Annotated in this window: 13 protein-coding genes; 12 read left to right on the top strand and 1 reads right to left on the bottom strand. The window is 43.1% G+C overall.

All coding sequences use genetic code 11. The features are described 5' to 3' along the window. Positions 1–100 precede the first annotated feature (100 nt). The 11 genes from SPB21_RS28545 (at position 101) to SPB21_RS28495 (ending at position 15104) form a co-directional block, all read left to right on the top strand. Complete coding sequence (locus tag SPB21_RS28545) at positions 101–2326, top strand: GumC family protein (RefSeq protein ID WP_163660704.1); 2226 nt, start codon at positions 101–103, stop codon at positions 2324–2326. 145 nt (positions 2327–2471) lie between these two features. Next, positions 2472–3500, top strand: a complete 1029-nt coding sequence (locus SPB21_RS28540) for a polysaccharide biosynthesis/export family protein (RefSeq protein ID WP_250564715.1) — start codon at positions 2472–2474, stop codon at positions 3498–3500. Between the two features lie 156 nt (positions 3501–3656). Then, positions 3657–4922, top strand: coding sequence for a lipopolysaccharide biosynthesis protein (locus tag SPB21_RS28535; RefSeq protein ID WP_163660700.1), 1266 nt, complete (start codon positions 3657–3659; stop codon positions 4920–4922). A 46-nt stretch (positions 4923–4968) separates the two neighbouring features. Continuing rightward, entirely contained in the window at positions 4969–5904 is a 936-nt protein-coding gene (locus tag SPB21_RS28530) for a glycosyltransferase family 2 protein (RefSeq protein WP_499868394.1), read from the top strand. 86 nt (positions 5905–5990) lie between these two features. Continuing rightward, the gene (locus SPB21_RS28525; RefSeq protein WP_499868392.1) at positions 5991–7352 is read left to right on the top strand and encodes an O-antigen ligase family protein; all 1362 of its coding nucleotides are present in this window, start codon (positions 5991–5993) and stop codon (positions 7350–7352) included. A gap of 343 nt (positions 7353–7695) precedes the next feature. After that, the gene (locus tag SPB21_RS28520) at positions 7696–8781 is read left to right on the top strand and encodes a glycosyltransferase family 4 protein (RefSeq protein WP_163660694.1); all 1086 of its coding nucleotides are present in this window, start codon (positions 7696–7698) and stop codon (positions 8779–8781) included. A gap of 142 nt (positions 8782–8923) precedes the next feature. Beyond that, complete coding sequence (locus SPB21_RS28515) at positions 8924–9976, top strand: glycosyltransferase family 2 protein (protein ID WP_163697689.1); 1053 nt, start codon at positions 8924–8926, stop codon at positions 9974–9976. A gap of 154 nt (positions 9977–10130) precedes the next feature. Continuing rightward, positions 10131–11117, top strand: coding sequence for an NAD-dependent epimerase (locus tag SPB21_RS28510; RefSeq protein WP_163660690.1), 987 nt, complete (start codon positions 10131–10133; stop codon positions 11115–11117). Between the two features lie 142 nt (positions 11118–11259). Beyond that, positions 11260–12009, top strand: a complete 750-nt coding sequence (locus SPB21_RS28505; protein ID WP_163660688.1) for a sulfotransferase family 2 domain-containing protein — start codon at positions 11260–11262, stop codon at positions 12007–12009. 80 nt (positions 12010–12089) lie between these two features. Continuing rightward, positions 12090–13154 carry a sulfotransferase domain-containing protein gene (locus SPB21_RS28500; RefSeq protein WP_163660686.1) on the top strand — a complete coding sequence of 355 codons (1065 nt, stop codon included), beginning with the start codon at positions 12090–12092 and terminating at the stop codon, positions 13152–13154. Between the two features lie 516 nt (positions 13155–13670). Then, positions 13671–15104 (top strand): tetratricopeptide repeat protein, encoded by a 1434-nt coding sequence (locus tag SPB21_RS28495; RefSeq protein WP_499868388.1) that lies wholly within the window; start codon positions 13671–13673, stop codon positions 15102–15104. Here SPB21_RS28495 and SPB21_RS28490 read toward each other — a convergent pair whose 3' ends face one another. Next, the gene (locus SPB21_RS28490; RefSeq protein WP_499868387.1) at positions 15105–15944 is read right to left on the bottom strand and encodes a PRC-barrel domain-containing protein; all 840 of its coding nucleotides are present in this window, start codon (positions 15942–15944) and stop codon (positions 15105–15107) included. 206 nt (positions 15945–16150) lie between these two features. On the opposite strand from SPB21_RS28490, the gene SPB21_RS28485 reads away from it, so the two are divergent. Beyond that, entirely contained in the window at positions 16151–17530 is a 1380-nt protein-coding gene (locus SPB21_RS28485) for a slr1306 family protein (RefSeq protein ID WP_499868385.1), read from the top strand. The last annotated feature ends 75 nt before the right edge of the window (positions 17531–17605 follow it).

The following is a 17605-nucleotide window of genomic DNA, read 5'->3' as shown; positions in this document are numbered from 1 at the left end:
GTTGAAATCTATATACCTTAAATTTCAGATTTAATCTCTGATATTGCTCAGTATTATTACCCTCTCCGTCCTACTTAGTTCCTTTCCCCAGTGAGGTTCAATGGCATCTCAAGATAACTCTGTTAAAGAGATAGAAATAGATTTACAGAAATATTGGCGAGTTCTAAAGCGTCGCTGGCTAATCGCTCTGACTGTTTTCGGTCTAACGACAACCGCAGCGGTTGGCGTTGGTATTACTCAAAAACCTGAGTATCAAGCCGAATCGAAACTTTTATTCGAGTTGTCAAACCAAGCGTCTGCTCTAGTTGGACTGGAGGGCGGTAACAGAGAACTCAGAGCACTTACTAATCTAGATAACCCCCTGGACACCCAAATTGAGGTTTTCCGTTCCATTCCCCTTGTCCAAAAAGTTATCGAAACATTAAAACTACAAGATGATGAGGGTGAGCTACTTCAGCCTGAAGACCTGCTAAAGAGCCTTACGGTCACTGGAGTTCCTGGAACAGATGTTCTAAAAGTTACATATACGTCTGAAGATCCAGAAATAGCAGCCACTGTTGTCAATACATTGGCAGATATCTACATTGAAAATGATATACAGACCAATCGCGCTGCGGCATTAGCAGCCCAAGAATTTATCACTGCACAACTGCCTGAATCTGAAGAAGCAGTTGAAGAGGCAGAGGCTTCACTACGACGCTTCAAAGAAGGCAACAATATCGTAGACCTTGAAGAAGAGTCCCGTAACCTGGTTGAGTCACTGTTTACACTGGACAACGCCTTAATTCAGCTAAAATCTCAGTTAGCTGATAGCTCAGCTCAGGCATCTCAACTACAGCAGAAGCTCAAACTTAGTTCTGATGAAGCATATGCTGTGGGGCTTGTCAGTGAATCACCTGGCATTCAGACCGTACTAGCACAACTACAAACTGTTCAGTCTGATTTAACGTTAGCCCGTACTCGTTACCGAGACGAACATCCTGAGATTATCACCCTACGCAATCAGGAGGCTGGGTTACAAGCACTACTTCAAGAGCGCCTTGATGTCACCCTTGGTGCCAATGAACTGAACTTGCCTTCAGATGATCTCCAATCGGGCCAGTTAGAACAAGATTTAATCGCCGAGTATTTACGCCTCGACGGAGCGACATCTGGTTTACAACAGCAAGTTGAAGAATTGACAACTGCTCGATTGGGTCAACAGAGTCGAGCTCGTGTTATTCCGGTTTTAGAGAAACAAGAGAGAGCATTAGATCGCCAACTTGCTGCAGCTCAGACCACCTATGAAACCTTGTTACAAAACCTCCAGCAAGCTCAGGTCTTAGAGAATCAAAATATTGGAAATGCTCGCATAGTTTCCCCAGCCTTAATACCTAACGAGCCCCTTGGACCCTCTCTGAAACTCTTTTTAATGACTGGCGGCTTTGCTGGTCTTCTTTTAGGGTTAATTACTGCCTTTATGGCCGATCTCCTGGACCAATCTGTGAAAACGGTTCAAGAAGGTCAAGAGTTGTACGAATATCCCCTCTTGGGTATCATCCCCGCCTGGAAGCGAGGTAATGCTAAGGGTTCGGATATTCCTAGCATATTAGTCAAGAATTCCGAATACAGCTCTATTCTGGATGCTTATCAAGCTCTACAAGCCAACCTTAAATTCTCCTGTGTTGATACCCACGTTAAGACAGTCACAGTTACAAGTGCAGTGGGTGGTGAAGGTAAATCAGAAGTTGCTGCCAACTTGGCCTTGACACTAGCTCATTTGGGCCACACTGTCTTGCTTGTTGATGCCGATCTACGTAAGCCAACACAGCATCATATTTGGGATTTGCCCAATGTACAAGGTTTAAGTAATTTTGCTTCAGGGCAAGTTCCCCTTAAGGATGTCATTGTCTCTCAGGAGCCAAACTTACACATCTTGACAGCCGGAGTTATTCCGTTTAATCCTCTGGCAGTTTTGGAATCTCAGCTGATTACGTCCCTACTACAGGCAAGTGAAAAAGCATATGACTACATTATTATTGACAGCCCACCAATTTTAGGGCTAGTTGACGCGATCACCATCGGTCGGGCAACAGATGGCGTGCTGCTCGTCATGCGCCCTGGCATGGCCAATGCCGAAAACATTCGTGCAACGAAGACAATGTTGGCACAGTCAAAACAAAATGTGCTTGGTCTAGTTGCTAATGGCATTAACGTGAAAGGCAACACCGATCGTTATTTCTACAACAATCAGGACTATACACCTATTGAAAGGCAGGCCAATTTTGTCAATGTGCCGAATAGTCAAAGCGTTAGCGATCCTGCCAACGTAAACGGTCGACTCTAATTATTGGGCTAGGCCAGCCTACTTTCCTTTTATACAAAAGAGACAACACCGTCCTCAAACGCTCTTTAGACTTATGTTTCAACTGACTTATTATCGGCTAACTGCAGTAGCTCCCTTAGTCTTGGGGATAATTTGCTACGCCTCCATGCCAACTATCGCACAAACTACACAGTCTCTTGTATCACTTGAGACTACCTCCAATGAGTCAACTCGTGCGAACCTCAATGAGCTTGCTGTTAATACTGGCTCATTGAGATCTACAGCAGCATCCTCTTACTTATTAGGTCCTGGCGATCGCATCGAAGTCAGTGTTTATGGGTTTCCAGAGTATACAGGTCCACTCTCTGTATTACCGGATGGAACTATTGCCCTACCCATCGTAGGTAAGGTTGCTGCAGCTGGGAAAACCACCGATCAGTTAACTCAAGAGTTGAGAATTATCCTCGACCGAATTCTAGTAGATCCTGCCGTTTCGGTCTCCTTAAATTCACTTCGTCCCGTTGTGGTTAATGTATCAGGCGAGGTCTACCGTCCTGGCCCTATTCAACTGCAAGATACAACCAACATTAATCAAGATACTCAATTAGCTTACGCGCCACCTTCAGTGAGTGAAGCGTTAGTAGAAGCAGGTGGGGTGAGACGCACGGCAGACATCCGTAATGTCGTGGTTATACGCGAGCTTCCCAATGGTGAAACAGTCAATACAGAGATTAATTTGTGGGATGCCCTCTGGTCCGCCAGCTTACCAGAAGACATGTTGCTTAGAGATGGAGACTTAGTTTTTGTTCCCAGCCTACCAGAAGGCGAAACCATTGATAATCATTTATTGGCAAGATCCAGTCTAGCACCAGACACCGTAAGGGTTCGAGTTGTTGGAGAGGTCACGAGTCCCGGAGAGGTTGCAGTACCGCCTAATAGCTCATTGTCTAGTGCTGTTGCGATCGCAGGCGGCCCAACCGATGATGCAAGGCTCAAAGAAGTTGCCTTTATTCGAATGGACGACAACACTGGTGAAGTTGTCCAAGAAGTCGTCGATCTGCGTAACCTTATCGACACCTACCAGATTCAAGATGGGGACGTCATTGTTGTACCTAAGACAACCAGCGGTTCAGTTTTAGATTTAGCAGCGCGCCTAGTTAATCCTCTCAATTTCTTATTTAGAATATTTGACTAATGCTTGGGCAAGGAGATAGCTAGATCTATTTGAGAATATATACTCATTTATATCTTTTCTGAAATGTCACACAATGCTCTTTTCCCATATATTACCGCTGAGAGCAATATCATCAACTACTATAGTTAGCCTTATAAATATTCTTGCACCATCATAATGCAACAAAAACTAAAGCGCTTGTTCTCTGACAAGCTCGTCAAAAATATGGGCTGGCTAACAGCGAGCCAAATATTCAGACGCGTAATTCGCATCGCCATAGTAGTTGTTTTAGGTCGTGTATTTACCCCTGAAGAATATGGCTTGATGGCGATCATTTTTGCCGTCACTGAGTTTTCTACCGTCTTCGTACAAAAGGGTGGAGTTGCACCTAAGATCATTCAGGCCACGCAAGAAGAGCTTGACTCAATAGTAGAAACAGCATATTGGAGCAATTGGATTCTATGTATTGGGATCTTTTTATTCCAATGTCTACTAGCATTTCCTATTGCCACTTTTTATGGAAATGAAAAATTATTATTCCCTATTATCGTCACCGCTGGCAATTATCTTCTCAATCCCTTTTATGCGATTCAAGATGCCTTGATTCGTCGAGAAAACAGGCTCAAGATCGGTGCGATCGCAACAGCTATCAATGCCGTTTTCAGTCAGTCTTTGGTCGTTATTCTTGCACTATTGGGCATGGGTATTTGGAGCATTGTATTTGCCCTAATGCTTTCTCAATTTTCCTATTTAATTGTCTATAACAGGAATCACTCCTGGCGACCAAGTGGGAAAATAAGTTTGAAAGGATGGCGAGAAATTTTTAATTTCTCCAAATATACATTGGGCATTGAAATGCTCAATTACTTGAGATCAAATATTGACTATCTACTCATTGGTCGATTCTTTAGCGTTGAACAACTTGGCTTATACTTCTTCGCGTTCAATGCAGGACTAGGGCTTAGTCTGACAGCTATTAACATGCTTTCTAATTCTGTATTCCCTTATCTGTGTGCAGCACGAGATAACCTATCTGCGTTGAAGCAAAGCTATATCCGAAGTCTCAAAATTTGCGCAGCAATTATATTTCCCCTAGTTCTATTACAAAGCAGCCTGGCTCCGATCTATGTCCCTATTGTTTTCAGCAAGCAGTGGATTCCAGCAATTCCAATTCTTATTATGATTTGCCTGTCAGCTATCCCTAGACCTTTTGCTCTAGTTTCAGAGCAGTTGCTCTTGTCAGTAGACCGTGGAAGTGATGGTCTCAAGTGGAACATTTTCTTCACGATTATATTTACCATTTCTGTCATTGTAGGTGCCCAGTTCAATATATTCGTAGTAGCTGGAGTAGTCTTAGGAGTGCATCTATTACTCTTACCGATATTCACCTTCTTAGTTGCTAAGTCTGTATTCTCTGGCCGAGAAAAACTTTCGCTTTCCTAAACAGACGCAATGCTAGATTCCAGCATATTTTTTCTAGTATATGATTATGGAAATTAAGCCATCTATTTCTGTCGTTATACCAGCTTATAATGCGGCCAGATTTCTACCAGAAGTCATCCAATCTGTACTAGATCAGACCTATCAAGATTGGGAATTGCTAGTCATTGATGATGGCTCAACAGATAATACCGCCACATTAGTTAATAAGTATTGTCAGTTAGATTCACGCATTCGTCTTATTACCACAGAGAATGGTGGTGTTTCCGCAGCCCGTAATTTAGGCGTTGAACTGGCAACTACAGAACTTATAGCATTCTTGGATTCAGATGACCTCTGGCTACCAGATAAGTTATCAGTTCATGTTGACTACATGAATACTCACCCTGAGATAGGTGTCAGTTTTGCAAGGGTGGAACTGATAGATCCTGATGGAAAAAGCACCGGTAAATTAACGGCAAATATATCTAAAGATCTCCAGCCATACACTTTTTTCTATACAAACCCAACCGTCACAACATCAAATGTTGTTATACGAAAATGTATCTTTCAATCTTTAGGAGGATTTGATAAATCAATAAAGTATTCTGAAGATATTGACTTACTTTTTAGAATTGCGTTTCAAAGTCATTGGACGATTGAGGGAATTGATAAAGTATTAATTCAATATCGTCTTCATTCGTCTGGTTTGTCTTCAGATATCATGAAAATGAAAGAAGGTTGGATACAGTTAATGGACAAAGCACGAAAAGAAGCTCCAAACCTAGTAGATGAGCATTATCGTGCTGCCGAAGCAGCTCATTTTCAATACTGGGCGAAGCAGACACTTCGGCTAGAAATTTCACCGTTTGTAGGGATATCCTTAATTAATCAAGCACTTATTTCTAGCTGGCAAAACATTTACCAAAAGCCCAAGCTTATTGTGCTGACTATACTCATTTATCTCAGACTGATGACATTCAACCTAGTAAGAGTCAAGATTTAATTTTTAAAAAATTACCTAAAAGACGATCAAAATATTTACTTTACATAAAGAACGTGATCACTTAAAAGAATAATGCCTAGGGGAATATGACGCTAAAAATTCCGAGAACATTAGAACACATATTCATGTGTTTTACCCTGTGGTTTCTACTGGGTAATCCTATTAACTTGATTACCAATGGAGCCGGAGGGGGGCAACTTGTAGATGTCAGTCAAGCTAACAGCAATTTCTTACTTCCGGCTATTAGCATGTTGCTATATCTTATAGCCAGCATAGGCGTACTACTGCGCTGGAAGTTGATATTAGCTCGATTGCGTTCTAATCCTCAATTTTTGCTGATCGTTATTCTCCTAATCATCGCTTATATTTCAGCAGGATGGTCATTTTATCCAAATATCACTTCACGCCGCACCATATTATTGCTAGGCTCAACCGCTGTTGCCATATATTTTTCACTGAGCTTCAGCTTGAAGCAACAACTTAGATTTCTGATCATAGCCTTATGTATTAACACTATTATTTGCGTTCTTTTTGGCGTGCTGCTTCCAAAATATGGAGTGATGCACTTACCACCCCATACAGGAGCATGGCGAGGAGTATACAGCCATAAAAATAAGTTTGGTGCTCGCATGGCATTAACTACAGTTTTTTTACTCGCTACTCGCTACTCAAATTTATTTCAGGGGAGGTCCAAGCTAGCTATTAATTGCATAATGATTTTGTCGGCTTCTCTGGTCGTAGCCTCTAAATCAACAACTGCTTTATTTGCCACCGTAGTGTTGGCTCTACTCTTCTTCGCTTGTAACGCTCTAAAGCTCAACTACAAATCGATGGTGATTGCCCTTAGCTTCATCATATTCGTTGTCGCCTTTGGGTTTATTTATCTTCAAACCAATGCAGACACGTTACTTTCTGCATTTGGCAAAGGTACTGATTTATCAGGACGAAACGAAATTTGGCCCGCTTTATGGGAGATGATCTCTCGAAAGCCGTTTTTAGGGTATGGATACCAAGGTTTTTGGGGGCCAGACGGTGGACCAGCTGATCTTGTCAGACAATTAACTGGTTGGCCTGTCCCTAATGCCCATAATGGCTTTCTTGAGGTTTTTCTATCACTAGGCTGGATAGGAGCTCTCCTCTTCCTTACAAACTTCGCAATTACCCTGATCAGATCTTTCCAGTTAATCCGACTGACCAAAACAACTGAAGCTATCTTCCCAGTTCTTTTCCTGGGCTTTTTTATCATCAGTAACATGACAGAGAGCAATCTCTTTAAACAAGATTCCTGGACACTATATATATGGGCATCATTGGTGTCTATACAAATCATGTCAACTTATGCAGAGAGAAAAGCATCTCAGGTTCGTACCACAGGGATTGACTCTAGCTATGGAAAAGTTGCACCTTATAAAAGCCCCCATACAGAATCTGCTCTGTCAAAGAGATAGAAATCTGACATTAATTTGCACAGACTGTTACTAAAAGGAGATGTAGAATAATACCAATGTAAAATACTCATCTTAGAGAGAAGATCATCTAAAGTTTACCTATTTAAACTTTTAGAAAGCACCTAAATCAGTAAGAATACTTATAGAGAACGCAATGCTTTCTCCTAACAAGAGCCTAGCATTACTGATTAGCTAAAGCTTTTTAATTTAACTGTAAACATAAAGAATACTTATTTTGCTTTGTAAAGACTCGAATAGTTAAATCCATTACCTACGGATTTTAGCTTTTACCTGTGCAATTGAAACTAGAGTTCACTATGTTTAGTATGTCTGAGGTCGCCGTATGAAATGGACCGTCATTGCGCCTTACTTTACCCAAGAATACATTGACAATAATCGATGGCTAGTCGGGCATATTCCTGAAGGGAAATATGACTTTGAGCTTATCCCTAGGCCACAACCCATTACTAAATGGCATGAGAGAAAAGTAAAATACACAACGTCTTCCCAGTGGTTTCGCCACTGGGAACATGGTGCCCTCGCCTTAAATAGCGATTCCGACGGAATTATCACTTCATACCCGCAGTTGCCAACAGTAATTGGCCTACAAAAGCTCCTAAAATGGTCTAAAAAACCAGTTGTCGCTTGGACCTTCAATGTTGGAAACTACGAAGTTGGGCCCCTGCGTCAATGGTTATCAGGCATCGGATTAAAACAAATTGACCGCTTCATAGTTCACAGTTATCGGGAAATCGACATCTACAGCAAGTGTTTTAACTTACCGAAAAGTCGATTTTCTTTTGTGCCTTACGCAGCTCCAGACATTGAAATTCAGTACGAAGAAGATAACAACTCTCCATTTATTGCTGCACTGGGGTCTGCGCATCGCGATTTCCCTTGCTTCTTTGAGGTGGTTGAAGAGCTTGACATACCTACTGTTGTTGCATCCAGCAAAGTAGCTTTAGCTAATCTTTCCATCCCTAAACAGGTCAAAACACCTTTTGGTATCACCAGAGCGGACTGTTGGAAACTGGCACAAGAAGGTCGGATTAGCGTAATACCTCTAAAAGTCAAAGATAATGTTACAGCGGCTGGGCATGTAACAGTGATAGAAGCTATGTTGATGGCCCGTGCAGTAATTGTGTCTGATGCCTATGGCATGAGCGATTATGTTAAGCATGGAGAAACAGGTTGGTTAATCAAACCCGGTTGTAAACAGAGTATGAAGGAAGCGATTCAAACGCTATGGAACGATCCGGCATTACGAAATCGCTTGGGCCAAAATGCAAGAGCATACGCTAGAAAGAATTTTTCTCATGAGAATGCGGCGCTCTCTTTAGAGAAAATTTTGGATGAGGTTAGTGGTCGTACTAGCAAGGTAACTGAAGCTTATGCTAAGCCTCCTGAAGTTCTGGATGCTTGTAAGTAAATATAATCGTCTACTGCTATCTACAGCATTAGCAATAGTTTACTGATATGAGCTAAATTTTGGATTGACTTGCAAGCCTAGGATAGCCCCAACGCAACTTGGCAATTTCAATATCCATCCTTGTCATCTAAAGAGTGAAAACATGAAAAAGGTTTCTATAGTTATACCTCTGTATAATACTGAGAAGTATGTCAGACTGGCACTCGAATCAGCATTAGCTCAGACGTATCAGAATTTGGAGATCATAGTTGTTGATGATGGGTCTACCGATGAAGGTGTAACTATATGTCAACAATTTACTGATGACAGAATCAGAATTATTCAGCAGGAAAATAGAGGCCTTTCAGGTGCTCGTAATACAGGTATTCGCCATGCGGAGGGAGAATATGTAGCTTTTCTTGATGCAGATGATCTTTGGGTTCCAGAAAAGGTCGAACGCCATGTTGAACACTTTGAAAAACGACCTGAGATTGGCATAAGTTTTAGCTACTCTACATTTATAGATGAGAATGGCACACCGTTAGGCATTTATCAGATATCCAAGGTTAGCCAAATTACTCCACTTGATATCTTATGTCGCACACCCATCGGTAATGGATCTGCAGCGGTCTTCCGCAAGGAAGTCTTTGAGAATATCAAGTTCCCAGTGCAAGTTGATGGCATTATAGAAGAGCACTACTTTGATGAAGCATTTAGAGAATCTCAAGATGTAGAGTGCTGGATGAGAGTCGCCATTAAAACCAAATGGATTATGGAAGGGCTTGCAGAGCCCTTAACTTTATATCGGGTAAATTCGAAGGGTATTTCAGCCAATTTAACCAAAAAGATGAAGGCCTGGGAGCGTTTACTCAATAAAGTTAGAAGCTATGCTCCCGAGGAAATGGAGCAATGGGAAAAACCTGCCATGGCATACCATTGTCGCCATCTGGCTAGAAGGGCTGTAACGCTGAAAGATGGAGGACAGGCCATGAAACTCTTCAGCCGAGCAATCGCTACATATGCACCAATCTTGATTGAAGAACCATTCCGAACATTTCTCACCGGAGCTGCAGCTAGTGCGTTGTGGATTCTACCTATTAACGTATATCAGAGGTTATTTGAAGTAGCTGCCAACCTGACTGGTTCAAGTCAAAGACGCCGTATGACCAGATACTCAACCGTGTATCAGTCATCGTCTCAGAAGGTAGCCTCCTAGCCCTCAAAACAGTTCTCGTGTATTAAGACACATGAATCATAAGAGAAGTACGCTAGGATGGTTACAATCCCTTACTTTACGGGAAATCGATGCAACAGCAATTTAAGATTCTTGTGTTGCATGGTATGTCTAAATACTTATTTTTATAGTTAGCATGAATGTTTTAGTAACGGGCGTAGCTGGTTTCATTGGTTATTTTATAGCTAATAAACTTTTAAAGGCTGGGCACAGTGTTTATGGCATCGATAATCTTAATGACTACTACGATACTTCCTTAAAAAAAGATCGATTGGAGCAACTTCTACCCCATGCTTCATTTACATTTAATCAGCTTGATCTAGCCGATCGTCGTGGGATGGAAGATCTGTTTCAACAACAGTCTTTTGATCGAGTTATTCACTTAGCAGCACAGGCTGGGGTTAGATATTCTCTAAAAAATCCTCATGCTTACGCAGATAGCAATCTAATTGGATTTGTCAACATTTTGGAAGGTTGTCGCCATAGCAAAGTGGCACATTTAGTGTATGCATCATCCAGTTCAGTCTATGGTGCTAACCGAACGACTCCATTTTCTGTGACTGATAATGTGGACCATCCAGTGTCCCTTTATGCAGCAACCAAAAAAGCCAATGAGCTAATGGCTCATTCGTACAGTCATTTGTATGATTTACCCACGACAGGGCTCCGTTTCTTTACGGTATATGGGCCTTGGGGTCGACCTGATATGGCCTATTTTAAGTTTGTTGATGCGATCGCAAACAATCGCCCTATTCAGGTTTATAACCACGGTAAAATGCAGCGAGACTTCACATATATTGACGATGTAGTAGAAGGTATTGTGCGAGTCATGGACCATCTACCTAGCCCTCTCGCTGACGAAGAATTTAACACTGCCGCTCCCTACAAAGTCTATAACATTGGCAACCATAACCCTGTCAGCTTGATGCACTTCATTGAAGTCATTGAGAAGGTGCTTGGGCAAGTTGCCGTCAAAGAAATGATGCCCATGCAGCCAGGGGACGTCACTACAACCTATGCCGATGTAGCTGAACTTACGGCAGATGTGGGCTTTGCTCCCAACACCCCCTTAGAAGAGGGTATCAAGAACTTCGTCACTTGGTATAAAGACTACTATCAATAGCCATATTCTAGTACCCGATGGCAGAAATTTGGCAGCTATTGCATCCACCCATCGACTCATCCACATTTGATAGTGGGCAAACTTACGCCACAGAGTATTAGGGCCACACTAGCCATACTATTTAAGTTGAAATTGCGTAACAATGGCATTTATTTCTAATAGCAAGAAGTTTGTATTTATTCACCTACATAAATGTGGAGGCACGAGTGTTGAACGTGCTTTAGCTGCTGATATGCAGTGGAATGACATTATTTTAGGCAGTACTGACTATGGTGAACTAATACAGCGATCCTACGAAAAACAGTTTGGCATATATAAGCATTCATCTGCAGCTACTATTAAAAATGTGATAGGCGATGAATTATGGGATCAATATTTTACGTTTTCAATCGTAAGACATCCGATTGATCGCATGGTTTCATATTATGCATATCTTAAAACACACTATTTGGGGAAGTATCGGGGCTCGGCCATTAAATTGATGTACTACGCCGACCAGATCCATACCTTACCAAAGCCATTAACCCGTATACCCAAGCTATATGATGCGTTTAGGTGGCCCGGAGTTACAGATTGTATAAAAACCAATAATATATCTGACTTTATTCACTCAGAAGGGTCTTGGCAATCTTATGGCACCATGCCTCAGTTTGATCAACTTACAGATTCAAGTCGTGAGAATGTAATCGTTGATTATGTCGGTCGCTTAGAAGACATATCTGAAGATTGGCAATTTATTTGTGATAAAGTCGGACTTTCTACATCATTACCCCATTCGAACAAATCAAAACGCAAGTATAAGGAATGGCGAAAGTATTTTAGTCTAGATGACATTAATTTCTTGGCAGAAAAATATCAAAAAGATATGGAGATTTTTGAATATTCTATCTAGGTATTAATGTATCTTACATCTCAACTCTAAGGTATATTATTAGCGGCATTGCTTATCCTTGAGATAATTTTAGTTGTGAGATGCGGTCAGATAGCAATGGCCCTAGACCAATTCATCCCCTAAATCAGCAATCGCTTCTTAGCCAATTCATCAGGCCTTATCAGAAATATTTTCTTGTAAAGAAGCTAACCAAGAAACTCTATTCTCTGATTCTCGAAAACGCACTGCCAGTTTTAATTCAAAAAGCTTCCCCTGTAGATAAGTTATTTGTAATTATGGTTAGAGCATTTCTGAGGAAAAATGTCCCAGAGCCTATTAAGGAACCTGTCAAAAAAGTATTAAAGGACTATGGTCAGGCTACGAGTAAATGGAGAGCACTGCCAGATTGGTTAATTATAGGAGCACAAAAGGGAGGAACCTCATCTCTTTTCTTTTATCTCCAGCAACATCCTGAGATTGGCTTTGCCCCAGAAATCACAAAAGAAGTTCACTATTTCGATTGGCATCACCAACATTACTTAGATTGGTATCGGGCTCATTTCCCACTAAAAATCTCCTATAAGCTCTCTAATATACGTTCGACAGGCGAAGCTACACCTGAGTATCTTTTTCACCCTTTAGCCCCCAATAGGATATCGAAGTCCCTGCCAGATGCAAAATTTCTCATTATTTTGAGAAATCCAATTAATCGGGCCTACTCCCATTGGAAAATGAGTATTCGCCATGGTCATGAAACGCTAAACTTCCTTGATGCTATCGAGGCTGAGGAAGATAGACTGGGGCAAGAGAGAGAACATCTTAAAACCCAAGGAGATGAATACTCTTGGCATAGCCCATTAGCTTGGTTCTCATATTTAAGTCGAGGTAGATATACAGAACAGATAGAGCATTGGTTAAAGTTTTTTTCTAGGGAAAAACTTCTGATTCTTCGCAGTGAAGATATGTTTTCCAATCCCCATGAGGTGTTATCAAAAACAACCCATTTTCTAGAACTGAAGGAATTTAAAAGGATTGACTTAGAGCCAATGAATACTGGAGGTTATCAAAAGAAGATGCCACCTGAAACATATAAAAAACTAGCCGCTTATTTTGCCCCTCACAACCAGAATCTTCTTAAATATGTTGATTGGGATCCTAAATGGTAAATAGCATGATCTAACAACAACACAAGTAAAATAATCCGGAAATTTGCACACGCATTTTTTCTTCAACCGCTCGCGATTTAATGATGGCAAGCGGTTTTTTGCTATCTCAAACCAGAGCTAGCCCTGATCACGACTGCTAATAGCAGAAGCTCATAAACTATTAAGTCGATTTTCTTATATTTATAATCGAGGCTTGTATTACCAATTGCTACAGAGTTGGCTTGATGGCAACGATGCTAATCAGCAGTGGATACATTTATGCTTCTATAACCCCAAACAATGGAGCCAGTCTTAGTCATCTTAAGATCAAGAGACAGCAATGGAATACGGTGAATCTGAAAATTCTCTTGAGTATGTAGATATTTTCCAGATGCACTACGGTTAAACCCTAATATAGAAATAGAGGAAGATACAAAACTTACTCTGTGAGTTTGCTATTTGTTGTTTGGGTGTGTCTAAGTTTGCTGTATCAAATTGTGATTGACATATCCAAATATTTGGTGAGTGTGGGGCGGCATGACTGCAAAAGACTTATTGAATCAAGGAGTTGACTTGGCAAGGCGACAAGACTGTTTGGGCGCGATCACAATTTTTAATACTGTGATTGAGTCTCTGCCCAACTATGCTAAGGCCTATTTCAACCGGGGATGTGCCCATTATGCTATGGGTGACTATGCCGTAGCCATCGAAGACTTTAGTTGGGCAATCCATCTGGCACCTGACTACGCGTCAGCTTATCTCAATCGGGGCAATGCCCAGCGCAAACTGGGACATACAGACGCCGCGTTAGAAGACTTTGAGCATGGGATTCAGCTAACACCTCTATCTACACGAGGATATTGCAATCGCGGTTTGCTCAGGCTGGATGTGGGCAATTATACAGGCGCTGTGCGGGATTTTGATTATGCCCTCAGGCTACAGCCTCATTTCCCCCGTGGGTATCTATGGCGGGGAGTGGCCTGGCTACGCTGCGGTGACTTTAAACGGGCTATTAATGATTTGAATCGAGCTCTAGCCCTAAATCCACACTGTGCGAAAACCTACAACCAACGTGGTTTAGCCTACTTTTACCAGGTTGATTATAGGCAGGCTCTAGCCGATTTTAATCAAGCCGTTGACCTCGATAAAGACTTGGCTGATGCCTATAACAATCGAGCAACCCTGCGTACAGAAATGGGGGATTATGCAGGCGCAATGGCAGACTATTGTGAAGCTCTACACCTCAACCCTGCCTTACCTGAAGCCTATCCTCAAACATTAAAGCAGTTACACAATGCGCTCCACGATAGTCCGGCTCCAGGGAAGTTATCGCTATTGAACAATCGTGGCAACACCCGCGCTACCCTGGGTGACAGTGGTGGAGCATTAAATGACTATGCCGAGGCACTGCGTCTTGACCCTAACCATGCCTATGTTTATAACAATCGGGGATTAGTCAGGCTTTATCTCCACAATTATGAGATGGCCGCTACCGATTTTAGTGAGGCCATTAAACTTAACCCCCAATTTGCAGAGGCGTTTAGTAATCGAGGCGGAATTCGACAACACCTTGGAAACTTGGAAGGTGCACTCCAGGATATCAATCAGGCGCTTGACCTGAACCCATCTTTAGCCAATGCCTATGTCCATCGAGGCAGGATCCATGTGGACCTCAAAAACTACATGAAAGCCATGGCAGATTTTAATAAAGCTCTGGCTCTCCAGCCTGACGCTGCCCATACGCTGAATGAACGAAGCGTACTGCGGTTTCGTCTTAATGATACGGAAGGTGCACTAGCTGATGTCAACCGAGCCTTAGAGCTACAGCCTCAGTTTTCAGATGCCTACATTAACCGGAGCTTGATCCGATTTGATCGAGGGGATCGCTCCGGCGCATTTAGTGACCTTGACTCAGTTATGAGTCTTCATCATCAGCGAACGCCCAGACCAGATGACCGCGCCATTGCTTAATTAATCATCGTCTTCCCACACTTCAAATGTGTCTAGATCGATAGCAGGACGATCTGCTTGAGTATTCGAATCACTGAGTTTATCGAGGGCGTTCTCAACCGTGTTTTCCAGCGCTCTGTTCAAAGGGGCAATTCGTTTTTTAGCTTTGGAAACCTGCTGATTAAACTGCGATCGCAACCCCTGAGTCCTATCTTGCAGTTGTTGACCCGTGGAGCGTAATTGTTCATTTACATCGTCAGATAACCAACGCTCCTGGGCATAGTCTGACCATCCCTGGGCTCGCTGTTGCACTTGGTCTGCCAGGGATTGAGCCGTCGTTTGAGCCGTTGTTTGCCACCCCTGTTCAGCCATGGGCACAGTTTCATCAGCCAAGTACTCAGCCTGCTCTGCCGCCTGAGCCGACACCATTATTCGCTTACGACCAGCACTGATAATCGCTTCAGGTGCTAACCCATATAGCCCCGACTGCCCTGGCTGGGCAAATAGATACTGCAATACCTCACCACTACGCTCAAACCGATGGTCCACAATCTGGCCAATACAGTTACCCATATCCGTCCAAACCTCCAGACCGACCATGGCTTGAGCCGCCGATTGAGCCATGTCAGCCCCACGGCCATGAATCACAATACTATCGGCACCGATATTGACAATCTGTTCCCAGCTATAGGTTGGACGCTGGCGCTGCCACACGGGTCCTTGACACACCAGAGCAACCACCTTGCCCTGGTTCAAATCCACGAGTAAGCTATCCACAATTCCTAGCTCGTCCGTAGTGTCATAATCCAATATTAAGCGGCCAAGCAACGACCCCTGTCTTAGGCAAGCCCCATCAGCCATGGCAGTAACTATATAAAACGCCTGTACTTGAGTTATAGCACTCTAGCCGAATAGAAAAACAACGCAGGGTCAAGCATGGTGGTAGAACCCACACCGCTGATTGGCTGTTCTTTAAGGCTTATGTTAATTCTGTGGGGTTTTCCACCTGGTGAACCCCCACTCTCTTTATAAAATGTAGTAGAAGCAACGGATGGGTATAGGGACTTATGGATATCGCAATCAAGCGTCCTATTCTGATTGGTGGTTTAGGTCTCAGCGCCAGTTTATGGTTATTGGATGTCGTGCATCACATGCCCATGGACGGGTCATTAGTACTGGGTGCGATCGCACTTGGTTCAGGAGTATGGTGGTTCAGCCAGCAACGTCAGCGTAGTGTGGTTCCAGCTATTCCCAAACAGGTCACCGTTCAGCGGGATGCTATCGACCAGGCACTAGACCGCACCGATCAACTCATTGAGCTACTGTTAACTGAAAATAGCCAAGCCGCTGCCCAAGCAGAACTCTATCGCACCGACTATGATCTGCTGCTGGATAGTCTAGAGCGTATTGATTTAAAGGTTGCGATTACTGGCAATAAAGCCACAGGCAAGACCACTCTACTCACCTGTCTACAGACCGCTGAAACAGCAGCATTAACCTTTACTGAACCGTCCGATGACAGCAGCGATGCTGATCTAGTGCTTTTGGTGATTGCAGGCGATATGACTGCTTCAGAGCTAAATCGCCTAGAAACGCTGGTTTCTGGAGGGTATCAAGTGCTAGTGGTGCTGAATAAGCAAGACCAGTATACCCCCATGGATCAGGCAGTGGTGCTGGATCGGATTAAGGGGCGGGTGGCAGAACGCAATGTGGAAGCGGTTGCGATCGCAGCTAATCCCAATCCAATCAAAGTTCGCCGCCATGCCGAGTCAGGCAAAATTCTTGAATTTTTTGAGCAGTCTGCTGCCGATCTAGAGGCCCTTACCCAAAAACTCGATAGCTTTGCCGCTGAACCATCCTCTTTAGTGATGGCCACCACCCTGCGTCAGACAAAAGCACTGCAACAGCGCATTACCGCATCCCTAAACGAGTATCGTCGCCAAAAAGCAATGCCCGTCATTGAGAAAATGCAGTGGATTGCAGCCGGTACTGCCTTTGCCAACCCAATAGTCACCGTGGACCTGCTGGCGACAGCTGCCATCAATGGCCAGCTCGTATTAGACATCGGCACTATCTATGGTCAAAAATTCTCCATGGATCAGGCTAAGGCCGCTGCAGGTACCATCGCTGAATTAACCGTCAAGTTGGGGCTGGTCGAACTAGCCTCTCAAGCCCTTGGAACAGTCCTCAAAAGTCATGTAACTACCTACCTGGCTGGTGGAGCAGTGCAGGGTATCAGTGCCGCGTATCTCACCCGTCTAGCTGGCCTGACTCTGATTGACTACTTCGAAGAACAAAGCTTGTTAGACACTACCGAGCTTAACTGTGAAGGACTGGGTAGCCGTCTACAAACATTATTCCAGCAAGCTCGCCAGAGTTTAGCCCTTAAGGATTTTGTGACCCAGGCCCTACCTCACCTACCAAAAGCAAGCACAGTCGCTAGCTAGAAAGTTTGAACAAGACGGGTAGTGGGCAATGGGATAAAGCTAAAAATCCTGTTGCCCAAATATCACTTTTCGCCT

The sequence above is a fragment of the Leptothoe sp. ISB3NOV94-8A genome (genome assembly GCF_043421595.1).
Lineage (GTDB): Bacteria > Cyanobacteriota > Cyanobacteriia > Phormidesmidales > Phormidesmidaceae > Leptothoe > Leptothoe turfae.
This window is presented reverse-complemented; position numbering and strand designations above follow the sequence as displayed.

Coding starts and splice junctions, on each gene's coding strand:
- SPB21_RS28545 (WP_163660704.1), top strand. CDS start 101: ATGGCATCTCAAGATAACTCTGTTAAAGAGATAGAAATAGATTTACAG.
- SPB21_RS28515 (WP_163697689.1), top strand. CDS start 8,924: ATGAAAAAGGTTTCTATAGTTATACCTCTGTATAATACTGAGAAGTAT.
- SPB21_RS28510 (WP_163660690.1), top strand. CDS start 10,131: ATGAATGTTTTAGTAACGGGCGTAGCTGGTTTCATTGGTTATTTTATA.
- SPB21_RS28530 (WP_499868394.1), top strand. CDS start 4,969: ATGGAAATTAAGCCATCTATTTCTGTCGTTATACCAGCTTATAATGCG.
- SPB21_RS28500 (WP_163660686.1), top strand. CDS start 12,090: ATGCGGTCAGATAGCAATGGCCCTAGACCAATTCATCCCCTAAATCAG.
- SPB21_RS28540 (WP_250564715.1), top strand. CDS start 2,472: ATGCCAACTATCGCACAAACTACACAGTCTCTTGTATCACTTGAGACT.
- SPB21_RS28525 (WP_499868392.1), top strand. CDS start 5,991: ATGACGCTAAAAATTCCGAGAACATTAGAACACATATTCATGTGTTTT.
- SPB21_RS28505 (WP_163660688.1), top strand. CDS start 11,260: ATGGCATTTATTTCTAATAGCAAGAAGTTTGTATTTATTCACCTACAT.
- SPB21_RS28485 (WP_499868385.1), top strand. CDS start 16,151: ATGGATATCGCAATCAAGCGTCCTATTCTGATTGGTGGTTTAGGTCTC.
- SPB21_RS28535 (WP_163660700.1), top strand. CDS start 3,657: ATGCAACAAAAACTAAAGCGCTTGTTCTCTGACAAGCTCGTCAAAAAT.
- SPB21_RS28520 (WP_163660694.1), top strand. CDS start 7,696: ATGAAATGGACCGTCATTGCGCCTTACTTTACCCAAGAATACATTGAC.
- SPB21_RS28490 (WP_499868387.1), bottom strand. CDS start 15,944: ATGGCTGATGGGGCTTGCCTAAGACAGGGGTCGTTGCTTGGCCGCTTA.
- SPB21_RS28495 (WP_499868388.1), top strand. CDS start 13,671: ATGACTGCAAAAGACTTATTGAATCAAGGAGTTGACTTGGCAAGGCGA.